The sequence below is a fragment of the Nocardia sp. NPDC127579 genome (assembly GCF_042672005.1).
Taxonomy (GTDB): Bacteria; Actinomycetota; Actinomycetes; order Mycobacteriales; family Mycobacteriaceae; genus Nocardia.
Genome location: NZ_JBHXVZ010000002.1, coordinates 268,017 through 293,955 on the forward strand (window position 1 = coordinate 268,017; position 25,939 = coordinate 293,955).

The window sequence follows — 25,939 nt, forward strand, 5'->3', positions numbered from 1 at the left end:
CATGCGATCCGTCCTGCCACACCAGCCGATGACCGGCTAACTCTTAGCGTGGTAGGCGCGACGAAGCAAGCATCCCCGCCGGAGCCGCGAGCAGGGATCGGCTCGGCGCTCGCAACCGGGCGGTGTCAGGGGATGGTGATGAGGCCCTGGGCGGCCATCCAGTCGCGGGCGACGATGGCGGGTTCGACGCCGTCGACGTCGGCCTTGCGGTTGAGTTCGGTGATCGACTCGTTGGTCAGCAGGCGCGAGATCGGGGTGAGCACGTCGAGTACCCGGGGGTGGGCGGCGGCGAAGTCCTCGCGCATGACCAGGGCGGCGTTGTACTGCGGGAAGAAGCTGAGGTCGTCCTCGAGCAGGCGCAGGTCGAGGGCGGGGATGCGGCCGTCGGTGGCGGCGACCGAACCGAAGCGGCACTGGCGGGCGTCGGCGGTGGACTGGTAGACGATGGCGTCGTCGACCACCTGCTTCTGGACCTTGGCGGCGTCGATGCCGTATTTGCGGATCACACCGGGGAATCCGTCCTGGCGCACACTGAATTCGGTACCCACGCAGGTGGCCGCGGCGGCGGGGTCGGTGTTGACCAGGTTCGCGTACTGGGAGAGAGTTTTGACCCCGGTTTCCTCGGCCGTGCGGGCGCTGGTCGCGATGGCGTAGGTGTTGTTCATGGGAGCCATTGCCGCCCAGCGCATTCCGTGCGCAGTGCGATCCGCGTCCCGGACCGCCTCGAACTGGGCCTGCGATCCCGGGATGGGTGATTCGTTGCCCAGGTAGTTGATCCAGCCGGTGCCGGTGTAGTCGTAGGCGATGTCGACCTGGCCGCGCACCTGCGCGTCACGCAGGCTGTTGGATCCGACGATATCGGTCAGATCCCGCACTTCGGCCCCGGCCGCGTCCAGCGCGAACGCGATGATCAGGCCGAGGATCTCCTGCTCGGTGAAATCCTTGGACCCCACGGTGATTCGCACACCCTCGAGTTCGGGGATCGGCTGGATACTGCCCGGACGCACCGCCAGCGGAACCGAGCGACCCGCCTCCAGCCCGCAGGCCGTGGCGACCAGGGTGATCAGCGCCAGCGCCGATGCCACAGCGCCCCGGCGGATTCGGCCTCTCATCGCAGCCCCTTCGGTCCGAGATAGCGTTCGGCCAAAGCGCCCAGCCAGTCGACCAGCAGCGCCAGCGCGACGGCCAGCACCGCGCCGACCCACAGCGTGACGTTGTCGCGCAGCTTGTAGCCGGTGTCGATCAGAATGCCGAGCCCGCCCGCGCTCACCAGAAACGACAGGGTCGCGCTGCCCACCGCGAGCACCAGCGAGGTCCGCAGTCCCGCGAGAATGTAGGGCACGGCGAGCGGGAATTCGACCCGGCGCAGCACGGTCACCGCCGACATGCCCTGGCCTCGGCCCGCGTCGACCAGGGTGGGATCGACCTGCTGGAATCCGAGAATGGTGTTGCGCAGCACGGGAAGTAGCGACAGCAGCACGATCGGCGCGACGCCGATCCAGAAGCCGGTGGTCCGGGTGATCAGATAGAACAGCACGATCAGGCCGATGGCGGGCGCGGCCGCCCCGATATTGGCGATCCCGACGAACAGCGGTGCCAGCCTGCGCAGTCCGGGCCGGGTGAGCGCGGTCCCCAGCGGTACCGCGAGCATGATGACGATGGCGACCACCGTCACGGTGATCCGCAGATGCTCCCAGGTGACCGTGGCGATATTGTCCGCCGTCAGACTGGCCCGCTGGGTGTCGGTGAGATCGCGGGCGAACGCCCACACCAGCACGGCCACGATGGCGAGCACGGCGAGGGCGGGCTGCGCGAAGAGCCGGATGCGTTCGGCGCGGCGTTCGGTCTGCGCGGTCATGCCGAGCCGTTCCCCGCGTGCGCGGAGCGGATGGCCGACAGGTGCGCGACCAGGGTGTCGATGGTGATCAGTCCCGCGTATACGCCGCGCCGACCGGTGACGACCGCGTTGGCGGTGCTGTCGGCGAGCAGGGCCTCCAAGGCCTCCTGGAGCGTGGATCGCGGCGAAATACCTTCGCCCACTGCTGTTCCCACGTCCCGCAAGGATTTCGCCAGCGCGAGCTGAGGCTGTGTGACCCAGCGGATCGGCCGGCGCTGCGCGTCGAGCACGAGGCCGAAGTCCTGGTCGCTCGCGGCGATCGCGGCGCGCAGCGTCTCGGGCGGATCGGTGTCCAGCGCCGTGGGACAGTCGCCGAGCTCGACATCCTCGACCCGGGTGAGTGTGAGCTGCTTGAGCGCCGCGTCGGCGCCGACGAACCCGGCGACCGTCGCATCGGCGGGCTCGGCCAGGATCGCGGCCGGGGTGTCGTACTGCAGGATGCGAGACCGATCGCCCAGCACCGCGATTCGGTCACCGAGCTTGACCGCCTCGTTGAAGTCGTGGGTGACGAACACGATCGTCTTGCGCAATTCCGCTTGGAGCCGCAGCAATTCGTCCTGCAGCAGTCCGCGCGTGATCGGGTCGACCGCACCGAACGGCTCGTCCATCAGCAGCACCGGCGGGTCGGCGGCCAGCGCCCGCGCCACGCCGACGCGCTGCTGCTGACCACCGGACAGTTGCCGCGGATAGCGGTCGCGGAAGGCACCCGGATCCAGCCCGACCAGATCCAGCATCTCGTCGACGCGCTCGCCGATCCGGGTGCGGTCCCAGCCGATCAGCCCCGGCACGGTGGCCACGTTCTTGGCGACCGTGAGGTGCGGGAACAGCCCGGCCTGTTGAATCGAATACCCGATGCCGCGCCGCAGCCGATCCGGATTCACCGTCGCCGCGTTCTCCCCGCCGATGGTGATCGTGCCCGAGCTGGGTTCGATCAGCCGGTTGATCATGCGCATGGTCGTCGTCTTGCCGCAGCCCGAGGGGCCCACGAGGACTACCGTCTCCCCGGCGGGAATCGTCATCGAGACGTTCTCGACCGCCGGATCTCGTTGCCCGGGATAGTTTTTGGTGACCGAATCGAGCACGATCTCGACGCCGGACACTGCCGGTTGCACGGTGTCACTCACGAATTCCCCCGGAGGTGGTCAGTCGTCCGGCGAGGACGAGCAGGGCGTCGAGCAGCAGGGCCAGCGCGACGATCAGCACGGTGCCGGTCAGCGCCTGCGGCACCGCGGTCGGTGTGCCGAGCCGCGACAGCCCGGAGAAGATGAGATTGCCAAGGCCCGGGCCCTTCGCATAGGCCGCGATGGCGAGGATGCCCATGATCAGCTGGGTGCTGATCCGCATACCGGCCAGAATGGCCGGCCAGGCCAGCGGCAGTTCGATGACGGCGAGGACGCGGAGCCGGTTCATGCCGACACCGCGCGCGGCATCGGTGACCGCGGGATCGACCGAGGACAATCCGACGATCGTATTGCGCAGAATCGGTAGCAGCGCGTAGAGCACCAGCGCGGTGATGGTAGGCGCGACGCCCAGTCCGAGTATCGGAATCAGTATGCCCAGCAGCGCGAACGAGGGAATGGTCAGGATGATGCTCGCGGCGGCGGTGGCCGCCGCCGAGCCGAGGGGGCTGCGGTAGACCGCGACCCCGAGCACGATCGACACCGCCGCGGCGATCAGCACCGCCTGCACCACCGCCGACACATGCAGATAGGAATCGGTCAGTAACTGCTGGCGATGATCGGTGACATAGGTCCACAGCGCGTCCAGAGCCTTGCCCTCCCCTCGGGTCCGCTTCGTCGGCGAGCCTATCGCCGATGGGGTTACGGCGCTGGGTAATCGGGAGATGCTGCCACCGAGGGTGCCGGCGCGGCTCACGAGCCGGGCGGCTCGATCCATTCGAATGTGCTGTCGCGCAGCGGATATCGATTTTCGTCGATGCGCTCCAACGTCAACGTCACCGGATGGCCTTGCAACGTGCCTTCCAGGCGCAGCAGATCCGCTACCGTCCGGTGGTAGGTGAAGCTCGCCAGCGGGCTCGAGTCGGTGCCGCCCAGTGCGAACAGCTCGATGCGGCTCTGCGAGATCGTGGCCCGCACCTCGATCAAGCTGTCATCCATCCGCTGATAGGTGGCCCAGCCCGGCTCATCGAAAACCAGCCTGCGCCAGCGGTTTCGATCGGTGGTCAACGGTGGGATGCCGACCCCGTTCCGGGTGAACTCCGTGACGGTCCAGATGCCGTGTACCGGCGACTTCGGCGGATGTTGCTCGCGCCAGTAGTCGAGGCTCGCGGGCAGGAAAGCGGTAGTGATCCAGATGCCGAGCAGCACCTGCGCGGTGGCGCCGATCCGCCGGGATCGCCTGGTGTGGAAGGGATACGGTGCGGTGGACACGCCAGCGGGCCGGTCGAGCAGCAGCACGTCGGCAAGTCGGCGCGCCTCCGGCGCCAGCAGTACCAGCGACATGAGCAGCAGGTGCCCGGACAACGTCCGCACGTGCACGTCGAAGCACAGATCCAGGACGAACACCATGGCCATGTCGACCATGACCAGGAGTGCGCCCGCGACCCTGGTCCGCGGCACGAGCAGCAGGACACCGCCCAGCACCTCGGCCGTGCCGAGCAGCACCTGGTAGGGCATCGACACGCCGACCTGATTCCACAGCACATCCAGTGGAGTGAAGTCACCGTACGGTGTGAGCAGCGTGTGCAGCGGCGGTGCGGGCATCTGGGTCGGAATCAGTTTCGCGAGACCGTAATTCATCATCGCACCCGCTACGCACAGGCGGATGAAGAGGAAGAACCAACCGGCCAGGCGCCGGTACTCGGCTCGCCGGTCCAGCAGCGTCCAGACCGCAGTGCCCACGAGGCCGATCAGCAGCAGGCAGAACAGCAGGACCCAGTAGATGAGCTGGTCGCGGCCGCCGGTTGTCGCCAGGGGGACCTCGGTCGCGCCGAACACATGCCGCCCCACCCACTCCAGTGCCGGTTGCAGCATTCGCAGTTGCCAGGTCGAGGGATCGTCGAGCGGCGAGACGAGCGAACCGAGCCAGCCGGTGAGGTCCGTGAGCAACTGCGGGTACAGGAGGCAGTACAGCCCGAAATATAGAAAGCAGAACCGGAATGCGATGCGGGTGAACGGATTCCATGGTGCCGGTGGCGCCGGATCCGGGTCGTCCGGGCCGCTCGGCGGGTGGTCGCCGGTCAGGTCGGGGAGGGTCTGGATCGGGCTGCTCGTACGTAGCATCGTCGCTTCACCTCGAGAGTTTCTCGTCGCACGGTGACCGTTGTTGTTTGCTGTACGGTAGCTGGACGCAGATGTGGAAGCCGTCATCCGAGGAGACCGCATGTTCCGAAGTACGAGATCCCGGGCCGGGCTGGCCGCGCTGATCGGCGCAGCCGCACTGGTCGCCGCGACCGTTCTCTCGGTGGCCGAGATATCGCCCGTCCCGGCACGGACGACCGGCGCGGTCCTGGCGCACGGCGAGAATACCGACGCTGACGACCCGTGTAAGAGCGGCGCGAACGATGTGGGAGCTTTGTCGTGTTCGGACAAGACCGACAGTGGCGACCGGCATCGGCACCGGTATCGCCACCGCCACCGGCACGGCCACTGAGTCGAAGTCGCCCTACCCGGTGCAGGGCACCGGTCTCGGGTGCTGCGGGTCGAGTGCGTTGAGTACGTGGGCGCCCGCGCGTGGATCGGCGACGATGCCCAGGTGATCGACCGTATTCCGGGAACATCCTTCTTGCAGAACGATATTCGTCACCCCGTCGCCGGGCAGCAGTCCGGATGTGTACGGCAGAACGACCTGATCGTGGGTGGTGACGATATTCGTGTAGGTGATCCCGGGGACGTACATCCCGTCGGAATGCAGGTCGATCATGAGCGGCGAGCCGGTCTGCGCTTCCTTCCCGGTGGGCTGGGCGTTGAGCGCCGCTTCCAGGGCGGAGCTCGCGCCGAGCCGGGCGGCGTACTCGCGAGCGGTGGCGAGTTGATCGCCGAAAGTGCCCTGCCACACCGGAGCCAGGGACACGTACCGGTCGATGCGGGACGCGCCGCCGAATCGTTTCGCGTAGTAGTTCGGCAGCAGGGTGCCCAGGGAGTGGCCGAGGATGTCGACCCGCTCGGCGCCGGTCGCGCCCAGCACCCGCTCGATGAAATCGCCGATGGTGCGGGCGTTCTGCTCGGGCGTGCCGGTCATCCCGCCGAGCGCCGAGGCCGGCCAGGGCACGTCGAGGGCGCCGTAGGTCAGGGCGAAGACGCAGTAGCCCTCGTTGACCAGGAGCGGAGTGTATGTGCCCCAGTTGGTTTGCGCGCCCGCGCCCGCGCCGCCGTGTACCAGCACCACCGGATTCGGGTGCGCCGCACTGGGTTCGCAGTCCCAGTTGTTGCTGCCCGGCAGCGAGCCGCCGGGATCGGCAAGTTCGGCGCGGATTCCGCTGAGCGGGCTGTATTCCACCGGTAGTTCCGCGTGCGCGGGCCCGGGGCCCAGGCCGATCGCCAATGCGGCCGCGCACAGCACTGTTCCGATTCGCCATTGTGGCATGTCGAGTTCCTCCCCGGTAGAACGTGTTTCAGTTCTGTCTTTCGGGGAGGGACTCTAGCGCGGGTTCTGGTCGCAGGGAGCCGTTTTGGCGTAGCCCGACGCCGTCTAGCGGTAGCGCGGATTCGTGTTGTGCCATTCGAAGGAGCCGCCCATCCAGTCGCGAACCCCACGCAGGAACAGTTGGAGTTCGGGGGAGGGGACGGTGCGCAGCGCGCGATGGTCGGCTTCGAACTGCCGCACCATATCGTTGTGCAGGTCGACGGTGACCTCGGTCGCCTCGGCCAGCGAACAGCCGCGATCGGCCGCGATCTGCAACACCATATTGCTCACCGGTACCTCGTCGGCGGCATCTTTCTTGACCGAGAACAGATCGTTGACCAGGACGGCGGCGGTCCCCGCGCGGAACGCGGCCTGCCGGACGTGGTCGTCGTAGAAGAGGTTGGCCGGCACCTCGTATCCGGCGACCGGGTCGATCAGCGTCATCGAGGTATAGAAGGTGTCGTGCTGGCGGGCGGCGAGATACTCCCAGGCGGTGGGTGATTCGCCGGTGTGCCGCCACGCGGCGTAGGCGGTCCACGAGACGAACATGGTGAATGTCGAGTAGCAGGCGCGCTGCACCTGGGCGGGGGTGGCGTGCGCGCGCAGATTCTGGATCGCCGAACCGAATGCGCGCAGCACCTTGTCTTCTCGCAGCACCTCATCCAGCGGTGTGGTGAACTCGCCCGCGTCGGGCAGCGGATCCAGCGCCGCCATCGCCAAGGTGAGTCGCTGCGGCAGCCGGGTCGGATCCGCGCCGAGCGCCGAATCGTCGGCATAGTAGTCGTCGGCCATCCACCAGGCGGTATTCATCTGGGCCGGGACCAGCAGACGGTCCGGATCATCGGAATCGGTGTGGGTCAACATGACCAGCCGCCCGTAGCCGGTCCGGCGCAGCTTCTCCAATTCCTCGTCGGTGAATCCGATCGACTGCGCCCAGGTCGCGAGCCGGTCATCGATCCGATCGGCGAGGTCGTCATCGACCCGGGTGACCGGCGGGCAGTACAGCGGGGGCGCGGAGCCATCACCCCACTCCAGTTCCCGATAGGGCTCGAGCTCGGCTGCCGGATGCCGGAAGGGCATGCGAAACGCGCTCTCGCCCAAGGAGTTATCCGAATCGCCGGGCTGCCGCAAGCCGGTCGCCGACCTGGGGGCCGACGCCGGTTCGGGCTCGTCCCGGTGTGCCGTGGAGAACTTGGTGGCCAGCTCGGTGCCCAGGCCGCGCGGCCCATCCAGCAGGTAGGTGTGTCGGTTGTTGTCGAGACTTGTCACAGCATTTCTCCCGTCACGGAGTCATGGGGCAGGGACAACACAGAACGCGATACCTCGACTATCGGCCGTCTCGCGCGGTGCCGCAGGCGATTGCGCAATCCGGCGGATCCGACACGCCCGGTTCGGACCGGTCGCGGTTACCGGGTGCCGCGGCTGGTGAAGTCGAAGGAATCACCGTCGATGCCCCAGGAGATGATCCGGTCCGGGTGGATGCGGATGATCGCGCGCTCCTGATGCGGGTAGGGCGGTTCCGCGTCGTCGAGCGCCTCGGCCCGACCGCGCACCTCGATGCCGCGAATCACGTACGGGTCCAGCGAAACCTGCTCGTCGATGACGAAGGACACCCGGCTGCCCGCCTCGATATTGCGGAACTTGCGGGTGCCGCGCATCCGCATGCCGCCGATATCGATGGTGCCGTCGGCGTTCACCCGGTAGCCGGTCGGATTGTTCTGCACCACGCCGTCCGGTGACACCGTGGCGAGGCGGCCGAGCCCGGCCTCGGCGAGGAAGCGCTGTTCATTGCTGGTGTAGGTCATGTCGTTACTCCTGGTGTATTCGATATCAGAGCAGGACCAGCGCGGCGCACAGTCCGGCGACGGCGATGGCTTGCAGGGAGATTCGGTACTTCAGCATGCTGTCCCACTTGTCTTGCAGCGCACGGGCATCGGGCGGAATGACGCCGCTGTGCGCGGCGGCCGTCTGCTGGGTGTTGATCGGCTTGGCGACGCGGACATAGACGCCGAGCCAGCTCAGCAGTGCCGTCACCGTGATGCCGGCGGCGATCGCGGCGCCGATCTGCCCGGCCCACAGTGCGATCAGCAGGGTGAGTACCGCGGTGATCACACCGCCGATGCCGGCGAACGGCATGCGCTTGTCGCCGTAGTAGTGGCCCCACCCCGCGCTCACGGTCATGGTCGCGTCATCGAGCTTGCGATTCACCGACCGCGTGATCACGGCCGCGCAGACGTCGGTGCCGTAGACGATGGCGTTGGCGAGAACGGCTGCGATGGCGATGATCTGGCCGGTGACGATGAGCATTTCGAGCTTCCTTCCGCTTGAGTTCTAGCAGCGCTAGGAACTGGAGCAACGGTAACAGGCTACAGCTAGATTGTCTAGCGCTGCTAGATCAACGGGGTGCGTCGAGCGCTTTCGCCCAGGGCGAGCGGCTTGGATAACCTGGCGGGCATGCGGATTGAGGTGCTGGGACCGGTCCTGGCGTACGCCGACGATGGCGCGCCGATCGAGCTCGCGGGCACCCGGGTGCGCGCGCTGCTGGCCCGGCTGGCACTGGCCGGAAGCGAAGTGGTGTCGGTGGATTCGCTGCTGGACAGTCTGTGGGGCGACCAATCGACCGGCGGCACCGTCAACGCGCTGCACGCACAGGTGCACCGCCTTCGCAAAGCCCTGGCGGGGGCCGCGGTCGTGGAAACGGTGCCGGGCGGCTATCGGCTGCGCCTGAGCGTCGAGCAGGTCGACGCGACCCAGTTCGAGCAACTCGCGAAACAAGGCGGTCGGGAATTGGCCGCGGGGGCCTTCGCGTCGGCCTCCGCGCTGCTGAACCAGGCGCTGTCGCTGTGGCGCGGCGAGGCACTGGCCGACGTGCGCGAGATTCCGTTCGCCGGCACCGCCGGGGCGCGGCTCGACGAATTGCGGGTCGGCGCAACCGAAGACCGCTTCGAGGCCGAGCTCCAGCTCGGACGCCACGGCGCGATCCTCGCCGACGCGGAGGCAGTCGCGGCCGTCCATCCGCTGCGGGAACGGCTGGCCGGACTGCGGATGCGGGCGTTGCACGCGGCGGGCCGCCAAGCCGACGCGCTGGCCGTCTTCGAAGCGGTCCGTGGCACGCTCGCCGAGGAACTGGGTGTCGACCCCTGCGAAGAGCTGCGCAATACCTACCTGGCCGTGCTGCGCGGCGAATTGGCGAGTCCCGAACCCGCGCCGGTCCCCTCGGCGGTGCTGCCCGGTCGACTACCCGCCCAGCTCACCAGCTTCGTCGGCCGGACCGACGAGCTGAAATCGCTGGCCGGGCTGCTGGAAGGCGCCCGGCTGGTCACCATCGTGGGACCCGGCGGAGTGGGCAAGACTCGGCTCGCCATCGGCGCGGTGAGCCGGCACCGCGCCCATCAGCGCGGCCGAGTCTGGCTGGTCTCGCTGGCCGCCGTGCACACCCCGGACGGACTGATCGAGGCGGTGCTGGGCGCGGTCGCAGTCGCCGAGGCCCAGCCGGTCGGGTCGCCGCTGGAGCGGGTGGTCTCGCTGCTCGCCGGTGACGAAGGTGTACTGGTACTGGACAATTGCGAGCAGATCTCCGGACCGGTCGCGGAGTTCGCCGGGCACCTGCTCGAGCGCCAGCCCTACCTCACCATCCTGGCCACCAGCCGGGAACCGCTCGAGGTCATGGGTGAAACACTGTGCCGCCTCGGCCCGCTCGACCTGCCCGCGGATGCCGATCGGGCCGCCGACTCGGGCGCCGTCCAGTTGTTCCTCGACCGAGCCGCCGCCGTGCGGCCCGGCCTCGTCCTGGACGCGACGACTACACCGCCGATCCTGGACATCGTCCGGCGCCTGGACGGACTGCCGCTCGCACTCGAACTCGCCGCGGCGCGCCTGCGGAGCATGGGGGTCGACCAGATCGCCGAACGGCTCGATGACCGCTTCCGATTGCTCAGCACCGGGAACCGGACCGCCGAGCGACGGCAGCAAACCCTGCACGCCGTCATCGAATGGAGCTGGGAGCTCCTGGGGGAGCCGGAACGGACGCTCGCTCGTCGCCTGTCCATATTTCCGGCGCGCGCCGGCGCGGCGGTGATCGAAGCGGTCTGCGCGGACACCGAGCTGCCCGCGGACGAAATCGTCTATCTGCTGGACTCTCTGGTCGACAAGTCCATCGTGGTGCAGGCCGGCGACGGCTACCGGATGCTGGAGACCATCCGGGCCCACGCATCGGAAAAGCTGCGGCTGGCCGGGGAATTCGAGGCGACGCTCGACCGGTCGACCCGGTATTTCGCCGACTTGGCGCAGGAGCACGAGCCGCTGTTGCGTTCGGATCAGCAGGACCGGGCATTGCGGCTGTTCCACTCCGAGTACGACAACCTGGTGTTCGCACTGCACTCCGCCGTCGAGTGCGGTGACGCCCCGAGCGCCGCCCGGATTCTCGGACCGCTGTACTGGTATTGGGTCATGGTGCGTTACGACGCGCGGGCCGACGGCTACCTCGCGAAGGTGGCCGAGTTGGGCGACGCGCTCCCGGCGTCGGCTCGCGCCGCGTTCACCGCGATCCATCAGGTCAGCGGCGGTCCGCTCGATGCCGACCGGTTGCGCGTCCTGCTCGAGGACTGTCAGCGCACACAGGCGCTGCGGCGGTATCCGATGCTGCTGACGATCGTGCTGGTGATGGCCCCGATGCACGGCCTGGACGAGCTGGCCGAGACCGAGATCGCCCGGGTGCGTGGTGAACACGATCGCTGGGCGATCGCCTGCACCTTCATGATCGACGCCATCTGGCACCGCGCCCGCGGTGACCGGGCGAATTATGTCACCGCGCTGACCAGCGCGCTGCACCTGTTCGAGGAACTGGGTGATCGGTGGTGGGCGGCGAAAGCGCTGTACGGCCTGGCGCAGGCCCATGCCGTCGACGGCGACCACGACCAGGCGATCGCCGCCTACCGCCGCAGCGTCGCGATCGCCGCCGATCTCGGGTCGCAGGACGAGATCAGCGCCCGGCTCGGGCTCGCCACCGAACGCATGCGCGCCGGCGACCTGGCCGGCGCCCGCCACGACATCGAGTCCGCCGAGACCGCAGCGCGGCGGAGCGGCCAGCCGATCCTGCGGATCGAGGTGCTCAGCGCCCTGGCCGAACTGCACCGCCGCTCCGGCGACGTCGAACACGCCGAACGCGAACTGGATCGCATCGACACCCTGGCCCGCAAGCTGCCCGGCCGGGCCACCGACCGTTTCCTGCCCGCGCGCGTGGCCACCTTGCTCACCGCCGGTGACGCGCCCCGTGCCCGCGCACTGCTGCCCCGCGCACTCCAGGCTGTCCAGGCGCACCTCGACACCCCCACGGCCGCCTATCTCCTGTCGCGACTGCTGCACCTCGAGGACGACCCGGCGGGTGCTGCCACCGCCCTCGGCCTCAGCCAGGCCATTCGTGGCACCCACGACCACGGCGACACCGAATTGCGTTGTCTGACAGAAGAACTCGTCCAGCGGCTCGGTCGTGCCGACTACGACGCCGCGTACCGCGCGGGCGCCGATCTGGCGCCGCCCGAGGCCGCCGACCGCCTGGCGCGGCTCTGCGTCGGCTGACACCATCACCTGTGACCTGCGACACCCGCTGTCACAACTCGGAGCGACGCGGTGTCTGGTGTCCGAACCCCGAGCGAAGGAGACGGACATGAACGCCAAGAACGAGATCGTCGTGATCGGTGGCGGCTACGCCGGTGTCATGGCGGCCAATCGCCTGACCCAGCGTGCCGACGTGGCGGTGACGATGATCAATCCGCGCCAGGTCTTCGTGCCGCGATTGCGCATGCACCAGGTGGCGGGCGGCACCCACGAGGGAGTCGTCGACTACCAGGACGTCCTGGCCGAGGAGATTCGGTCGGTAGTCGGCAGCGTCACCCGGATCGACGCCGCCGCGCGCCAGGTGCTGTTGGCCGACGGCAGCGCCATCGGCTACGACTACCTGGTGTACGCGGTCGGCAGTGGCAGTGCCGTTTCGACGGTGCCGGGGGCAACCGAATTCGCCTATCCGGTAGCGACTTTGGAGGCGGCCCAGCGGGTCCGGTCGGTCCTGCTCGATACACCGCTCGCGGCGCCGGTGACGGTGATCGGCGGCGGCCCGGCCGGCGTCGAGACCGCCGCGGAACTGGCCGAACAGGGACGCCGGGTCACCTTGATCTGCGGTGGCGCGCTCGTGCCGTACCTGCACCCCAAGGCGCGGCGCACCGCCCACCGGTACCTCGCCGCGCTCGGCGCGACAGTCATCGAAGGCGCCGACGCGGCCGTCACCGCCGTGACCGCCGACGCGGTCGAACTGGCCGACGGCCGGACGCTGCCGAGCGCGGTCACGATCTGGTCGGCAGGCTTCAGCGTGCCCGACCTGGCCGTCCGCAGCGGCCTGAGCACCGATGCCATCGGCCGGCTGCGCACCGACGAAACACTGACCAGCATCGACGACGACCGCATCGTCGCGGCCGGTGATTCCTCGGCGCCCTCGGATCTGCCCTTCCGGATGAGCGCGTACACCGCGTACTGCCTGGGCGCGCACGCCGCCGACACCCTGCTGCACCGGATCGCCGGGGAAGAGCCCGCGCCGATCGACATGTCGTTCCCGGCCATGTGCGTCAGCTTCGGCCGCGACGCCGGGATCTACCAGCTCGGCCACAAGAACGAGACCCCCAGGCGGCTGTACTTCGGCGGGGCGGTCGGCAAGAAGCTCAAGGAATTCGCGTGCGAAGCGGGCATCAAACACCTGGCCACCGAGGCGCGCAAGCCCGGCTCGCACCGCTGGTTCAAGGACGGTAAGCACCGGCCCGAGTTGCTGGCCCAGCGTGCGGACGCAGCCACGGTCGCGTAGGGCATCGAAAGCCCGGTGGATCGACAGCTGGAACCAACCCCCGGAATAGACTCGACGGTGAGACGGGGTCGAGACGACGAGGTGTCGACATGGATCGAGTGGCGATCGCGGGCGCGGACCTCGAGGTCGAGGTGCGCGGCAGCGGCGAGCCGGTCGTGCTGATTCAAACCGCGGCCACGGCCGACGAGTGCCGGCCGATGGCCGAGCGGCTGGCCGGATTTCGGACGATCCTGTATCACCGGCGGGGGTATGCGGGTAGCAGTTCCGCCGACGGGCCCGGGTCGATCGCGCGGGACGCTCTCGATTGTCAGCGGTTGCTGGCGGTCCTCGGTGTGCGGAGCGCGCACATCGTCGGGCTGTCCTACAGTGGCGCGGTCGCCATGCAGTTGGCGGTCACCGCGCCGGCGCGCGTGCGTAGCCTGTCGTTGATCGAGCCGCCTCCGGTGCACGCGCCCTGCGCGTCCGAATTCCGCGGGGTGTGCGGAGAACTCGTCGACACCTACCGGCGGCACGGCCCGTCGGTAGCCATGGAGCGGTTCATGGCGATCCTCGTCGGGCCGACGTGGCGCGCGGAGATGGAACAGCTGCTACCGGGTTCGGTCGCACGGCTGGAACAGGATGCGGGCACGTTCTTCGGTGTCGATCTACCGGCCTTGCTGACCTGGACGTTCAGCGCCGCCGACGCCACCCGAATAACCCAGCCGGTGCTCTACATCGGCGGCACGGCGAGCGGCCCGTGGTTCGCCCAAGTGCGGCAACTCATTTCGGAATGGCTGCCGCGCCGCCGCGAAGTGATCGTCGAGGGCGCGGACCATTCCCTGGCATTGACCCACGCTCCTCAGGTGGCGGCGGCGATCGAGGCGTTCATCCGGTGCTCAGAGGAGGTGCAACGCGACGGCGACGACGGCGAAAGCCGCCATGGCCGAGGTCACTCCGACGTGCATCCCGATCGATATCCGAATGTCGCGGTGCCGCCAGGCGAGCCAGAAACCCGGGAGCATGAAGATCACCCGCGACACGAACACCCACGGTGACCAGAAGTGGTACAGCGAGAACAAGACCGCGCTGACCACCGGGGCCCAGCCGCGCAGGTGAGCGATGCGAGGTAGCAGGAAACCGCGGAAGTACAGCTCCTCGATAAGCGGAAGTGCGATGCCGGTCAAAGGCAGGCAGATCAGCATCGTGGTGAGCATGGTCGAGTACGAGTAGCCGTCGAGAAACTTGGTGGCGCTGCCGCCGACGTCCGAATACGGAACCCAGGCGAAAAAGCCGAGGAAGAATCTGTTCACCGGCGCCGTCGCGAGGCTCAACACCGTCATCCACACCATGAGCGGGATGATCATCGCCACCAGCTTCCCACGCGGAACAGGTCTGTCGATGTAGCGAAGTACGCCATGTAATGCGAAGCGGCCGTTTCGTTTTCGCCCCAGCCACAGCAGCGCGCACAGGATCGGTATCAGCACCGCACACAGGGCGATCGCCCAGCCCAGGAGGCTCGGATAACCGATGGCGTCGATGAAGGGGTCGCCGACGAGCAAGTAGACGGCGACGATCAGGACGCCGGGAACAAGATGCAATGCGATCGACAGCGGCAGGGAGTGACGGTCGGCCAGCAGCCGATCGACGGATACGCGTGCCATGTGGTCTCTCCTTGGAATCCGACCGGAAATGGGGCCGGATTGGTCCGGCTGTACATACGGTCCCGAGGTCAGCTGACACCGGCCTGACATCGATCTGATACCGCATTCGGCGCACGGGGACGTCCTCCGAAGTTCGGACAGGAACCGATTGGGCTGTGTCACAACGCCCTACCTCGACGGCATCATCGCGACCCGTCTACGGCACCACATCGGACTATGGTGCGGTTGGGCCGGGGATGTCGTGGAGGTAGGTGCCCAGCCAGTCGATAGTGTCGGGCAGTGGGGCCGAGGGCTGGGCCGGGGCGAAGTTCCCGGCGTCGTCGATGCTGCCATCGCCATCGTATGCCGCGATCAGAGGATGCGGGAATACGGGACGGGCGCGGGTGATCGCGCCGGTCTCATCGCGCCCGGTCGCGATAATGTGGTCGGGCGCCGTGTCGTCCTCGACCCATTCGACCAGAGCGGCGAAGGGATCGAATTCGGTGAGACGGTATCCGCCCGTGCAGTGATACATGGAGGGGACCATGAACAGTCTTGCCCAGGACCGTGTTTCGTGTACGCCGCCCATGCGCTGCGCCATGCGATGGTAGTAGTCGATGGTTGCGGTGGGCGGCAGATCCTGGTCCGCCCAGCCGTGCCAGAGAATGAGTTTGCCACCCGCGTAGCGGAATTCGGTGAGGTCGAGGCTCATGGCATTGCCTTTGGCGCCTTCTGTGGTGAGCCGGCGCAACTCCTCTTCGGTGAACGTGAATTCGCTGACCGAGGAGTGCTGGGTACCGATCGGATAGCCGACGTAGCGGAGGTAGTTGTCGGCGACGCTCGCCGACAGCGAGACGCCGAATCCCGGTTTGGGGGTGATGAATCCGGCCCAGGCGAGCTCGCTGCCGTAGGGCTGGCCGCCGACATACAGACGGCGGCCTTCGGCATCGGTGGGACCCGCGTACAAGGCGCGGGTCGCGATGACTTGTTCCGGTGTCAGACAACCCGAATCGTCAGTGCCAGGTGGGCAGGTCAGGGTGGCGGGGTCGAAGTGGCAGGCGCGTGGCTCGTCGATCTGTTCATCGGCGAGGCCGTCGAGGGCGTCACAGATCGCTAGTACGGCTCGATGCAACGCCGGGAGCTTCTCATCGGTGAGAACGGGGGAACCGTCCACGCGGAGATTCGTTCGGGCGCGCCAGGTTTCGGATACACCGCCGAGCGGGCCGAGGTAGTTGACCGGGTCTCCCACGATGATTCCGTCGAAGTCTTGTGGATATCGCTGAGCCAGTAGCAGTCCCTCGCGGCCGCCATTGGAGCAGCCGCTGAAGTACGCGCGGGTGGGAGGTGATCCGTAGAACACGTCGATGAGATGCTTGGACGCCTTCGCCACGACGTGTGGGGCGCGGAAGAACCAGTCGTCGCGGGCCGCCTGATCGTCTCGGCCGAAAATGCCCTGGGTTGCGGCGCTTTCGAGAATATGGCCGTCATCGGTGGTGGCGACGGCGAAATCGCCGGTGCGTGCTGGGCCGCAGTCGGGTGCGGCCGGTTCCTCCAGTCGACCGCAGAATCCGAAGCATCCATACTGCAGATAGCGGCCGTTGAAGGTGGTGGTGGGCAGTTCGAGGCGGAACCGCACGGCGGGCGCGACGGTGCCACGGATGTCGCATCGCTCGGGTTTGCCGCCGCTCGCCGCGACCGTTGTCGCCTGGGTGACCCGGGTGGCGGCATCCGGAACGCCGTACTCGCCGATCAGTTCCTCGCAGCGTGCCGTACTCGCCGAGCCGGTCGGATTCGTGCACGCGGGAACCAGTGCGGTGGTCGCCGCGAGGACCGCGAGGACGGGGAAGGTGGTGAATCGCATGGGGCACACGCTCGGTGTTCGGCATGACATCCGGGCCACACCGCGCTGACACGGCGGCACGTGACCGATGCCGGGATCGCGTGCCGCTGGTTCGGATCATCAGCCCTCGGCAGCCCTGCGCAGGATGGTGAACGCCGCGTCGTGGGGCATGGTGCGTCCGCGTCGGTAGGCGTCGGCGAAGTCCGTGAGCTCGGCCGCCACCGCCGCCGCGCCCCTGGCGCGAATGACCTCGGCCAATCTCGCGGCCACCGTGGCGATCGTCGCCGGATGCATCGACCGGATGGCGAGGTCGACCGCGGACCGCAGGTGATTCCGCGCCGCCGAGTCCTCCTCGTGGCGCACGGCCAGATCCGCGAGGGTGGCGTGCACGAGCGCGGATACCGCGGCTCGAGCCTGGGCGGCAGACTCGCAGTCGCCGGACCTTTCTCGCCATCCAGCGGCCAGTGCCTGGTCGTACCAGCGGCGAGCCTGCACGATATCGCCGGCCTCGGCCGCGAGGAGCCCGAGTCCGAAGGCCGCCCAGACGAGCGCCTCCGAGGGGCCGTGGCCGCGAGCCAGGTCGAGCGCGTGGGTGAGTTCGGCGTGGGCGCCACAATGGTCGCCGGAGTGTAGGAGTTGATGCCCGATCTGCGCCGTCAGCGCCGGAATGTCCCTGGTGGCACCGAGCTCGGTGAGATAGCCCAGAGCCTCCCGGTAACAGGTGGCGGCAGCGGCCGGTTCGCCCGCGGCGGCGTGCGCCTTGGCCACACCCTGGGTGGCCGACCACAGGCCCCAGCGGTCACCTACTGCCTGGAAATCGTTTCGGGCATGGCGGAAATGGCGGCCAGCGGCGGGCAGATCGCTCGCCAGCTCATCGATGAATCCATGGAAGAGCCGGGCAACGGCCCGGGTCCAGCGGTCGGCGGTGTCGAACAGGTGGGTGAGTTCGCCGCGGGCGCGGTCGATATCGGCGTCGGCCTGCGCGACAATGACCGGCAACAGCGCCAGCAGGGGATGGCCGGTGGCGCCGGGGTGTGCGCGGGCGACAGCCACACTTCGTTGTGCGGCACCGGGTTCCGCGCGCCCGAAGCCTACGACTACCAGTGTGTGTGCCGCCGCGACGATGGCGCGCTCGGCGGGACGGTGCTCGTCGTCCAGATCCAGTACCGCCTCGACGGGAGCGAAATCATAGCCCGCGCCCTGCAGGATCCAATACCACATGAGGGCCGCACAGAGTCTCGTCGCGACGGCCGCGTTCTCGTCTGCGAGTGAATTTCGAAGGGCAGCAAGGAGATCGGGATGCGCGGCGCGTAGCGTCCGGAGTGCCCGAAGCTGGTCACCGGTTCGCAGGCGCGGCTCCTCGCCCTCGGCGACCGCGAGCCAGTATCGAGCGTGCGCTGCCCGGACCGACGTGGCTTCCCCGCTCTCGTGCAGCCGTCGTGCACCGTAGATTCGCAGTGTGTCGAGCATGCGGTAGCCCATTTCGGTGGCCGGGGGATCGGGCGGCACCACAGCGATCACGGACTTGTCGACCAAGCCGCGGAGGGCATCGAGGATCGCGGTGGGGGGTAGTCGATGCTCGCCTCCGTGATCCGCGCAGATCTCCTCGACGGCGGGCAATGTGACGGTACCGCGGAATATCGAAAATCGCCGCGCCAGTCTGCATTCCGGCTCAGTGAGGGTCTCCCAGCTCGATTCCACCACCGCACGCAATGTGCTGTGGCGGGCGGGCGTGTCGCGGAAGGCTGCGGTGAGCATCTGGAATCGGTCATCGAGCCGGGCGGCGATCTGTTCCGGTGTCAGCAGTCGGAACTGCGCGGCCGCGAGCTCCAAGGCCAGAGGCAGGCCATCGAGTCGCCGGCAGATGTCGGTCACCGCTTCGACATTGGTATCGGTGACGGCGAAGCCGGGCCGCACGGCCGCGGCCCGCTCCGTTAGGAGCCGGACCGCCGGATATTGCGGTGCCGCCGAGAGGGGGACATCGGCGGGTGGCAGACCGAGCGGAGGCAGTGGGTACCGCGCCTCTCCCGCAATGCCGAGGGGCTCGCGGCTTATGGCGATGAATCGCAATTCGGGACAGGTCGCGAGGAGATGCGCGGTGAGCTCGGCGGCCGCATCGATGAGATGCTCGCAATTGTCGAGCACCAGCAGCACCCTCCGCTGTCGCAGCACCTCGGTGAGCGTGCCGAGACCAGGAGCGGCGGACGGGATTTCGACGGGTGAACCTGGACCGTGCCCCTCCGATGCCAGCAGGATCTGCCGGTACAGATCGTCCGGACTGTCCAGCGGCGCGAGCTCGATGAGGTGGGTATCGACGCGATCGTCCGTGAGTGCCAGTGCGATTCGAGTCTTGCCCACCCCGCCGGGGCCGGTAATCGTGACGAGACGATGGGTGTCGAGCATTGCGCGCAGTGCTCGCAGATCGCCGTCGCGACCCACCAGATCTGTCGGAGAAACAGCGTTGCGAACCCTTTGCTTCCGGGGCGACGCGGTGCCGGCAACGGGAATGAGATCCGGCTCCTGCCGCAGGATTGCCCCGTGCAGCGCGGTCAACTCGGCGGACGGATCCGCGCCCAGCTCCACCCTCAGTGCCGTCCGCACCCGCTCGAAGGCCGTCAGAGCGTCCGCCTGCCTCCCGGTGGCGTACCGCACCCGCATGAGCTGGCCCTGCAGCCGTTCTCGCAGTGGATGTTCCGCAGCCAGCCGCTCCACCTCGGCGGAGACGTCCGAATGCCGTCCCAGGGCGAGTTCGGCGGTGATGCGGTGTTCGGCGGCCTGCACCCTGAGCTCCGTCAGCCGGATCGCGACCAGGGCGGCGAAAGGCGGATCGCCGAGTCCGCCGAGCACCGCACCGCGCCACAGCCGCTGGGCGTCACCGAGGATCCGCGCCGCCGCATCGGGCCGCCCTGCGGCGAGCTCGCTGCGTCCGGAGGTGACCAGACGCTCGAAACACAGTGCATCGACGTCGGTTTCGGCGACAAGGAGCCGGTACCCACCGCGATCGGATCGCAGGAGAGTGCTCCCTTCGGGAAGCGCGCGCCGCAAGCGGGAGACGAGGCGGGACAGGGCGTTCGGCGCACCGTCGGGCGCCTGTTCGCCCCAGATGTCGTCGATGAGTGTGTCGACTCCGACCGTACGGCCGGCGTCGAGAGCCAGCCGCGCCGTCAACGAGCGCAAACGGGACCCGCTGATTTCGAGCGGCTCCTCATCCCGGGTGGTGATTCGCAACGACCCCAGCAAACCGATCCGCACATCGACCAGTGTCGCAGGTCCGGGCCGGCGACCCGGTGTCACCGCACGGGGCGCACCGGGGGTTCGGACGCGACGCGTGATCCTGCCAGCAATATCCGCACCCGATCGGCCACTGTCTCGGGCGCCAGCGCTTCCACGTGATGCGTGCAGTCGACCGTTTCGAACTGCCCGTTGGGCAGTTCGTCGATATAGGCGCGCTGCGCACCCTGAATATCCGCATGGTGGGGAGCGGTCGACTTGGTGACCCGATCGGCCGACAGCAGCGTGACCGGGCAACGTGGCGGCTCCGGCGGCGTGTTCCGCAGATCTGGGACAACCGCCGCGAGTGCGGCCCATTCCCGCCGCGCCTGCCGGACCCCGCCCGGCGTGGCGTCCTCCTCGACAATGGTCCGGAATGTGTCCGGCGGAAGGCATTTCATGGGCGCGGCGATCGCCGGCCGCAACGGGCGCACCCGGGTCAGCCACTGTGCGAAGACCAGTGGCCGATCCGCCATCCGCAGCATGGCATCCATATCGTCGTAGGCTCGCGCCCGCTCCGGGAACGGATCGAGCAACAGCATCCCGTCCAACCGCTTTCGCAGCGCCGGTGCGGCCATCCGGGCTATCACCCCGCCGTAGCTGTGCGCCACCAGCACCAGTCGATCCGGCACCAGCTGTTCGACGAGCGCGACCAGGTCCGCGGCATGCTGCTCGACGGTCAGTGGCCGATCCAACGGCGCGCTGCGCCCCAACCCGATCCGGTCGTAAGTGATCAGCCGGGTGTCATCGCCGAGCAGCAGTGGCACTACCCGATCCCAACAGGTCCGCGAACTCCACAACCCGCCCTCGAAAACGACGTATCGGTTACCGCGGCCCGATTCCTCCACATAGAGCTCGTGACCGTTCACCGCGATGTGCCGTCCCGGCAAATTCCGCATGGCTGCCAACCCCTTTCGTAGGTACGGTAACCACATTCACGTCCGGCCTTGACATACCGATGACACCTCGATGACATCCGACGGGGGCCTCGGCCGGCGGTTCGGGTGCCGCCACCGCCGCCCGGCGGTACTGGCCTAGGCTGGAATGGTGAACCGTCTCGGTACTGCGACCTCGCCATACCTGCGACAGCATGCGGATAATCCGGTGCATTGGCGAGAATGGGACGCGGACGCGCTCGCGGCCGCGCGGGATCGAGACGCGCCGATCCTGCTGTCCATCGGATACGCGAGTTGCCACTGGTGTCATGTGATGGCGCACGAGTCGTTCGAGGACGCGGCTACGGCCGCGGTGATGAACGAGAACTACGTGTGTATCAAGGTGGATCGGGAGGAGCGGCCCGATCTGGACGCTGTGTATATGAACGCGACCGTGGCCATGACCGGGCAGGGCGGGTGGCCGATGACCTGCTTCCTGACGCCGGAAGGGGAGCCGTTCTACTGCGGGACGTATTACCCGAAGGTGGCGCGGGGTGGGATGCCGTCGTTCACGCAGGTGCTGGAGGCGGTCGCGGAGACGTGGCGGAATCGGCGGGACGAGGTCGACAAGGCTTCGGGGCAGGTGGCGGCGGCCCTGCGGGAGCAGGCGGCGGGACTGCCGGCAGCTGATCTGGCGGTGGACGCCGCGCTGCTCGATCACGCGGTGGCCGCGGTGCTGCGGGACGAGGATCGCGAGCACGGTGGATTCGGTGGGGCGCCGAAGTTTCCGCCGTCGGCGCTGCTGGTCGGGCTGGTGCGGAGCTGGGAACGTACCGGGAGCCCGGAGGTGCGGGCGGCGCTGCTGCGGGCCGCGACGGCGATGGCGCGCGGCGGGATCTACGACCAGTTGCGTGGCGGGTTCGCGCGGTACTCGGTCGACTCCGCCTGGGTGGTGCCGCATTTCGAGAAGATGCTGTACGACAACGCGCAACTGCTGCGCGGCTACGCGCACCTGGCTCGGCACTCGGATGCGTTGGCGGAACGGGTGACTCGGGAGATCGTGGGGTTCCTGCGCGACGATCTCGGTACCGAGCGCGGTGGATTCGCCTCCGCGCTGGACGCCGACACTCACCTCGAACCCGACGGTCCCGGGGTCGAGGGCGCTACCTACGTGTGGACGCCCGCCGAACTCGCCGGAACCCTCGGCGCCATCGACGGTGCTTGGGCCGCAGAGCTTTTCGGTGTCGGCACGGCAGGCAACTTCGAGCAGGGCACCTCGGTGCTCACCCGCTACACCGACCCCGACGATCCGCAACGTTTCGAGCGAGTCCGCGCCGCGCTGGTGCGGGCCCGCGACCTGCGCCCGCAACCGGCCCGGGACGACAAGGTCGTCACCGCCTGGAACGGGATGGCTATCACCGCCCTGGTCGAAGCGGGAACGATTCTCCAGCAACAGGATTGGATCGATTCCGCCGCCGAGTGCGCCCGTTTCCTGCTCGCCGAGCACGTGGTCGACGGCCGGGTGCGCCGCGCCTCGCTCGGCGGCGTCGTCGGAGCCGCGCCCGGTGTTCTCGAGGACTACGCCTGGCTGGCCACCGGCCTGCTCGCCCTGCACCAGGCCACCGGCGAACTCGACTGGCTCGAACAAGCACAAGCTTTGCTGGACAAGGCGATCCAGCATTTCGCCGACCCGGACAGCCCCGGCAGCTGGTTCGACACCGCCGACGATGCCGAAGTGCTCGTCACCCGCCCCCGAGACCCGATCGACGGCGCGACCCCCGCCGGCGCCTCGGCACTGGCCGAAGCCCTGCTCACCGCCTCGGCGCTCAGCGCCCCCGACCAGGCCACCGACTACCGCACCCACGCCGACCAAACCCTCACCCGCGCGGCCGTCATCCTCGCCCGCGCCCCCCGTTCGGCCGGGCAGTGGCTCGCCGTCGCCGAGGCCGCCCTGCACGGCCCGCTCCAGATCGCCATCGCCGTCCCACCCGAAAACCTCAACACCACAGCCGAACTCATTGCCGCCGCCCACCGCGAGGCCCCCAGTGGCACCATCATCATTGCCGCCACCCCCGACTCCGTCCCCCTGCTCACCGCCCGCCCCACCATCGACAACCACCCTGCCGCCTACGTCTGCCGAGGCCAAGTCTGCGACCTCCCGGTAACCACCCCCGCCGCCCTCCACTCCTCCCTCCGCCACCCCTGACCCTTCCACCCGCCCCACCTCTGCCCCCACAGCCACCCAGCCCCACATCAACCTCGTCCCGCGCCGGTGATCGCGCCGATGCCGTCGATATACCTCCCTTCGGCAAGTCACGATCCGAACTGTCGCCACAGCGGCATCCGCGACCTCACATAGACATTCGCGACATCGCCCGCACGACCGGGTGTGCGGTGTACACGAAAGCGATGTGAAGTCGCGCTGTTCCCGGTGCGGGTTGCTCTGCTCTCCCTTGCCTGAGGATGGATCCGCAGCTGTTCTCGTGTGTTCACGCTGGCTTTCGCTACCTGACAACGGTATTCGCGATATGGCATGCGCGATCGTGTGTGTGGGGTGGTCGAATGCGATGTGATGTCGCGCGGTTGCCGGTGTGGGCCGTTCTGCTCTGCATTGCCTTGAGCTGGATCCGCAGCTGTTGTCGTGCCGTCACACTGGCATCCGGGACCTCACAAAGGGATTCGTGACGTCGCTTGCGCGATCGGGCGTGTGGGGTGCCTGAAAGCGATGTGAAGTCGCGCTGTTCCCGGTGCGGGTTGCTCTGCGCTATCTCGCCTGGGGATGGATCCGCAGCTGTTCTCGTGTGGTCACACTGGCTTCGGCGAGACCACCTGCGCGATCGGGTGGGTGAAGTCGCCGGTCGGGGTGCGGAGTTGCTGTGATTTCCGCGGGGCGGTAGGCGAATTAGGATCGGGGGATGGGTGTGGCGCGGGCTACGGGGCGGGTTGTGGTGGTCGATTCGCGGGGGCGGGTGCTGTTGTTCCGGTTCATGCCGCCGGAGCCGTTCGAGGCGGAAATGTCGTGGCTCACGCCCGGTGGCGGGGTGGATCCCGGGGAAGAGGTGGACGCGGCCGCGGTGCGGGAGTTGTTCGAGGAGACCGGGTGCCGGGTCGCGGTGGATCAGTTGAGTCCGGTGGTGGCGGTAAGTGCGGGGCAGTGGACCGCGCAGGACGGGACAGTGTTCGATGCGACGGACTCGTTCTTCTTCGTGCGAGTCGAGGCATTCGAGGTGGACGTCTCCGGGCATCAGGAGATCGAACGGAATGCGTTGTCGGGCTGGCGCTGGTGGTCGCTGGCCGAGCTGAAAACGACTACGGATCGGGTGTTTCCGCTGGGATTGGCCGGTCTGCTGGAGCGGCTGCTCGCTGACGACATCCCGGCGGAGCCGGTGCTGCTGCCCTGGCGCTAGCCGGCGACCTGGTCGGCGTGGTCGACATCGGTCCACGACGAGGTGGGTTCGGCGCGGCCACGTAGGTGAATCCGTTGGTAGTGCTGCCATTTCGCTCGTTCGTGCGCAGCCGCCGCCTCGATGACGCTGCTGCTCACCAGGATTCGCCGCGGCGCGAATTTGGCTTCGGTGGTCAGGCGGGCCGCCTCGTTCACGGCGTCGCCGATCACGGTGTACTCCAGGCGGGTGTCGGCGCCGACGTCGCCGGCGAAGACCTGCCCGCGCGCCACCCCGATCCCGATATCGAGTTCACCGCTGGCGAGCACCTCGTCCCGGATCCGGCGAGCTGCCCGCAACGCGGGTGTCGCGTTGTCGCCCAGCGCGATCGGCGCACCGAAGATGCACAGCGCGGCATCGCCTTCGAACTTGTTGACCAGCCCGTTGTTGTCCTCGGTGGCCGAGACGACAATGGTGAGCAGCCGGTTCAGCTTGGCCACGAATTCCTGCGGTGTCAGCCCGGTGGCCAGGGCGACGGACCCGGTCACATCGACGAACAGCGCGCTCACCTCCCGCACATCGCCCTTGAGGTCCACGTTCTGCTCGGCCAGCGCCCGCGCGGCCACCTCGGGCCCGACGTGCCGCCCGAACAGATCCCGCATCCGCTGCCGTTCCCGCAGATTCGCGGCCAGTTCGTTGACCGAATGTTCCAGCCGCCCGATCTCGCTGGTGCTGCCGATCGGTACCCGGATGTTCAGTTCGCCCTGGGTGATCCGGTCCAGCGCCTGCCGCAGGATGTGGATCGGTGACGCGACGGCCAGCGCCAGCAGCGCGGTCGCGAGCGCCCCGACGGCCAGGCCGACGGCGGAGAGGTAGATGGCGGTGCGGATCCGGTCCGGCGCGGCCGAGGCCGGGTCGGCCAGCACGACGATGAGCATCATCATCGGCAGTGCGCCCGCCACCGCCCAGCTCAGCACCACCCGCACCAGCACCGAGGAACTCCAGTGCATGGTGGCCCCGAGTACCCGCGCGATGACGGGAATGGTGGGGCGGATCAGCCGGTCGACGACGAGGAAGGTGATGCCCGCGGATTCGAGGGCGCCGATGGTGAACAGCGCCGCGGTGACGCCGCGGTCGTCGTGCGGGGTGACGTGGGTGAATACCGCCGCGGCCACGATCACACCGGGTATCCAGATGGCCAGGGCGCGCAGCGTGATCGCCAACGGCAGCCGTAGCAGCCGCCGCGCCTCCTCTGGGGTGGGCTGGCGGCTCTGGTCGAGCCAGCCGAAGTAGACGTTCCGGTCCCGGATGGCCAGGCCGACGCCGACCAGGAATCCGATGGTCGGATAGATGCCGACGATGGTCAGCGTGTGCAGCCAGTCGTCGCCGAGTTTGTCGAAGAAGTTGCTCAGCCAGAGCTCGGTGACGATGACCGCGAGACCGCTGAGGTTGGCGGTGATCACCACCGCGGCCAGCCCCCAGCGGGCCCGCAGCGCCCAGAGGACCAGCCCGGCGATCACCCGGCGCAGGCGATTCTGGGGCGCGGTCAGGTGCACGGCATCGGTGCCGTTGTCCGCGCGATCCACGTCCTGCTCTGCCATTCCTGTGCCGTCCGGTAGTC

19 protein-coding genes and 1 pseudogene are annotated in these 25,939 nt (G+C 68.3%); 6 read left to right on the plus strand and 14 right to left on the minus strand.

The genetic code is table 11. From position 1 onward, the window contains the following. Positions 1–125: 125 nt before the first annotated feature. From ACFVMC_RS08830 to ACFVMC_RS08850, 5 genes are all read right to left on the minus strand, one after another. Positions 126–1,112: a glycine betaine ABC transporter substrate-binding protein gene (locus tag ACFVMC_RS08830; RefSeq protein WP_379208318.1), complete on the minus strand. Its 987-nt coding sequence runs from the start codon at positions 1,110–1,112 to the stop codon at positions 126–128. Next, entirely contained in the window at positions 1,109–1,858 is a 750-nt protein-coding gene (locus tag ACFVMC_RS08835) for an ABC transporter permease (protein WP_379208320.1), read from the minus strand. Before ACFVMC_RS08835 ends, ACFVMC_RS08830 begins: the two co-directional genes overlap by 4 nt. Then, positions 1,855–3,021 (minus strand): ABC transporter ATP-binding protein, encoded by a 1,167-nt coding sequence (locus ACFVMC_RS08840; RefSeq protein ID WP_379208321.1) that lies wholly within the window; start codon positions 3,019–3,021, stop codon positions 1,855–1,857. Before ACFVMC_RS08840 ends, ACFVMC_RS08835 begins: the two co-directional genes overlap by 4 nt. Next, positions 3,014–3,664, minus strand: a complete 651-nt coding sequence (locus ACFVMC_RS08845) for an ABC transporter permease (RefSeq protein ID WP_379209469.1) — start codon at positions 3,662–3,664, stop codon at positions 3,014–3,016. The genes ACFVMC_RS08840 and ACFVMC_RS08845 overlap by 8 nt, the downstream gene beginning before the upstream one ends. A gap of 104 nt (positions 3,665–3,768) precedes the next feature. After that, complete coding sequence (locus ACFVMC_RS08850; protein ID WP_379208323.1) at positions 3,769–5,139, minus strand: DoxX family protein; 1,371 nt, start codon at positions 5,137–5,139, stop codon at positions 3,769–3,771. A 100-nt stretch (positions 5,140–5,239) separates the two neighbouring features. On the opposite strand from ACFVMC_RS08850, the gene ACFVMC_RS08855 reads away from it, so the two are divergent. Next, entirely contained in the window at positions 5,240–5,509 is a 270-nt protein-coding gene (locus ACFVMC_RS08855) for a hypothetical protein (RefSeq protein ID WP_379208325.1), read from the plus strand. Between the two features lie 12 nt (positions 5,510–5,521). Here ACFVMC_RS08855 and ACFVMC_RS08860 read toward each other — a convergent pair whose 3' ends face one another. The 4 genes from ACFVMC_RS08860 to ACFVMC_RS08875 all read right to left on the minus strand — a co-directional run bounded on the left by ACFVMC_RS08860 (position 5,522) and on the right by ACFVMC_RS08875 (position 8,788). Continuing rightward, positions 5,522–6,442 carry an esterase/lipase family protein gene (locus ACFVMC_RS08860; protein WP_379208326.1) on the minus strand — a complete coding sequence of 307 codons (921 nt, stop codon included), beginning with the start codon at positions 6,440–6,442 and terminating at the stop codon, positions 5,522–5,524. 105 nt (positions 6,443–6,547) lie between these two features. Continuing rightward, a complete protein-coding gene (locus ACFVMC_RS08865) occupies positions 6,548–7,750 on the minus strand; it encodes a family 2 encapsulin nanocompartment cargo protein terpene cyclase (protein ID WP_379208328.1) in 1,203 nt (400 codons plus the stop codon). Between the two features lie 137 nt (positions 7,751–7,887). Next, complete coding sequence (locus ACFVMC_RS08870; protein ID WP_379208330.1) at positions 7,888–8,286, minus strand: PPOX class F420-dependent oxidoreductase; 399 nt, start codon at positions 8,284–8,286, stop codon at positions 7,888–7,890. Between the two features lie 25 nt (positions 8,287–8,311). Beyond that, positions 8,312–8,788, minus strand: a complete 477-nt coding sequence (locus ACFVMC_RS08875; protein WP_379208332.1) for a DUF1772 domain-containing protein — start codon at positions 8,786–8,788, stop codon at positions 8,312–8,314. A 147-nt stretch (positions 8,789–8,935) separates the two neighbouring features. On the opposite strand from ACFVMC_RS08875, the gene ACFVMC_RS08880 reads away from it, so the two are divergent. The 3 genes and pseudogenes from ACFVMC_RS08880 to ACFVMC_RS08890 form a co-directional block, all read left to right on the plus strand. Continuing rightward, positions 8,936–12,058 carry a BTAD domain-containing putative transcriptional regulator gene (locus tag ACFVMC_RS08880; protein ID WP_379208333.1) on the plus strand — a complete coding sequence of 1,041 codons (3,123 nt, stop codon included), beginning with the start codon at positions 8,936–8,938 and terminating at the stop codon, positions 12,056–12,058. An 88-nt stretch (positions 12,059–12,146) separates the two neighbouring features. Further along, positions 12,147–13,331 (plus strand): NAD(P)/FAD-dependent oxidoreductase, encoded by a 1,185-nt coding sequence (locus ACFVMC_RS08885; RefSeq protein ID WP_379208334.1) that lies wholly within the window; start codon positions 12,147–12,149, stop codon positions 13,329–13,331. Between the two features lie 89 nt (positions 13,332–13,420). Next, a pseudogene (locus ACFVMC_RS08890) lies at positions 13,421–14,173 on the plus strand (alpha/beta fold hydrolase); the annotation flags it as partial. Between the two features lie 33 nt (positions 14,174–14,206). On the opposite strand, the gene ACFVMC_RS08895 reads toward ACFVMC_RS08890, so the two are convergent. From ACFVMC_RS08895 to ACFVMC_RS08910, 4 genes are all read right to left on the minus strand, one after another. Then, a complete protein-coding gene (locus tag ACFVMC_RS08895) occupies positions 14,207–14,971 on the minus strand; it encodes a CPBP family intramembrane glutamic endopeptidase (protein ID WP_379208335.1) in 765 nt (254 codons plus the stop codon). 214 nt (positions 14,972–15,185) lie between these two features. Further along, positions 15,186–16,811, minus strand: coding sequence for a tannase/feruloyl esterase family alpha/beta hydrolase (locus ACFVMC_RS08900; RefSeq protein ID WP_379208336.1), 1,626 nt, complete (start codon positions 16,809–16,811; stop codon positions 15,186–15,188). A gap of 99 nt (positions 16,812–16,910) precedes the next feature. Further along, entirely contained in the window at positions 16,911–20,042 is a 3,132-nt protein-coding gene (locus ACFVMC_RS08905; RefSeq protein WP_379208337.1) for a BTAD domain-containing putative transcriptional regulator, read from the minus strand. Positions 20,043–20,080: 38 nt separating this feature from the next. Next, positions 20,081–20,959, minus strand: a complete 879-nt coding sequence (locus ACFVMC_RS08910; protein WP_379208338.1) for an alpha/beta fold hydrolase — start codon at positions 20,957–20,959, stop codon at positions 20,081–20,083. A 145-nt stretch (positions 20,960–21,104) separates the two neighbouring features. Between ACFVMC_RS08910 and ACFVMC_RS08915 the strand changes: the two genes are divergently transcribed. Next, positions 21,105–23,141, plus strand: a complete 2,037-nt coding sequence (locus ACFVMC_RS08915) for a thioredoxin domain-containing protein (protein ID WP_379208339.1) — start codon at positions 21,105–21,107, stop codon at positions 23,139–23,141. A gap of 709 nt (positions 23,142–23,850) precedes the next feature. Further along, positions 23,851–24,342 carry an NUDIX hydrolase gene (locus ACFVMC_RS08920; protein WP_379208340.1) on the plus strand — a complete coding sequence of 164 codons (492 nt, stop codon included), beginning with the start codon at positions 23,851–23,853 and terminating at the stop codon, positions 24,340–24,342. On the opposite strand, the gene ACFVMC_RS08925 is transcribed toward ACFVMC_RS08920, so the two are convergent. After that, positions 24,339–25,919: an adenylate/guanylate cyclase domain-containing protein gene (locus tag ACFVMC_RS08925; RefSeq protein WP_379208341.1), complete on the minus strand. Its 1,581-nt coding sequence runs from the start codon at positions 25,917–25,919 to the stop codon at positions 24,339–24,341. The two genes, ACFVMC_RS08920 and ACFVMC_RS08925, sit on opposite strands and share 4 nt — an antisense overlap. Between the last annotated feature and the right edge of the window lie 20 nt (positions 25,920–25,939).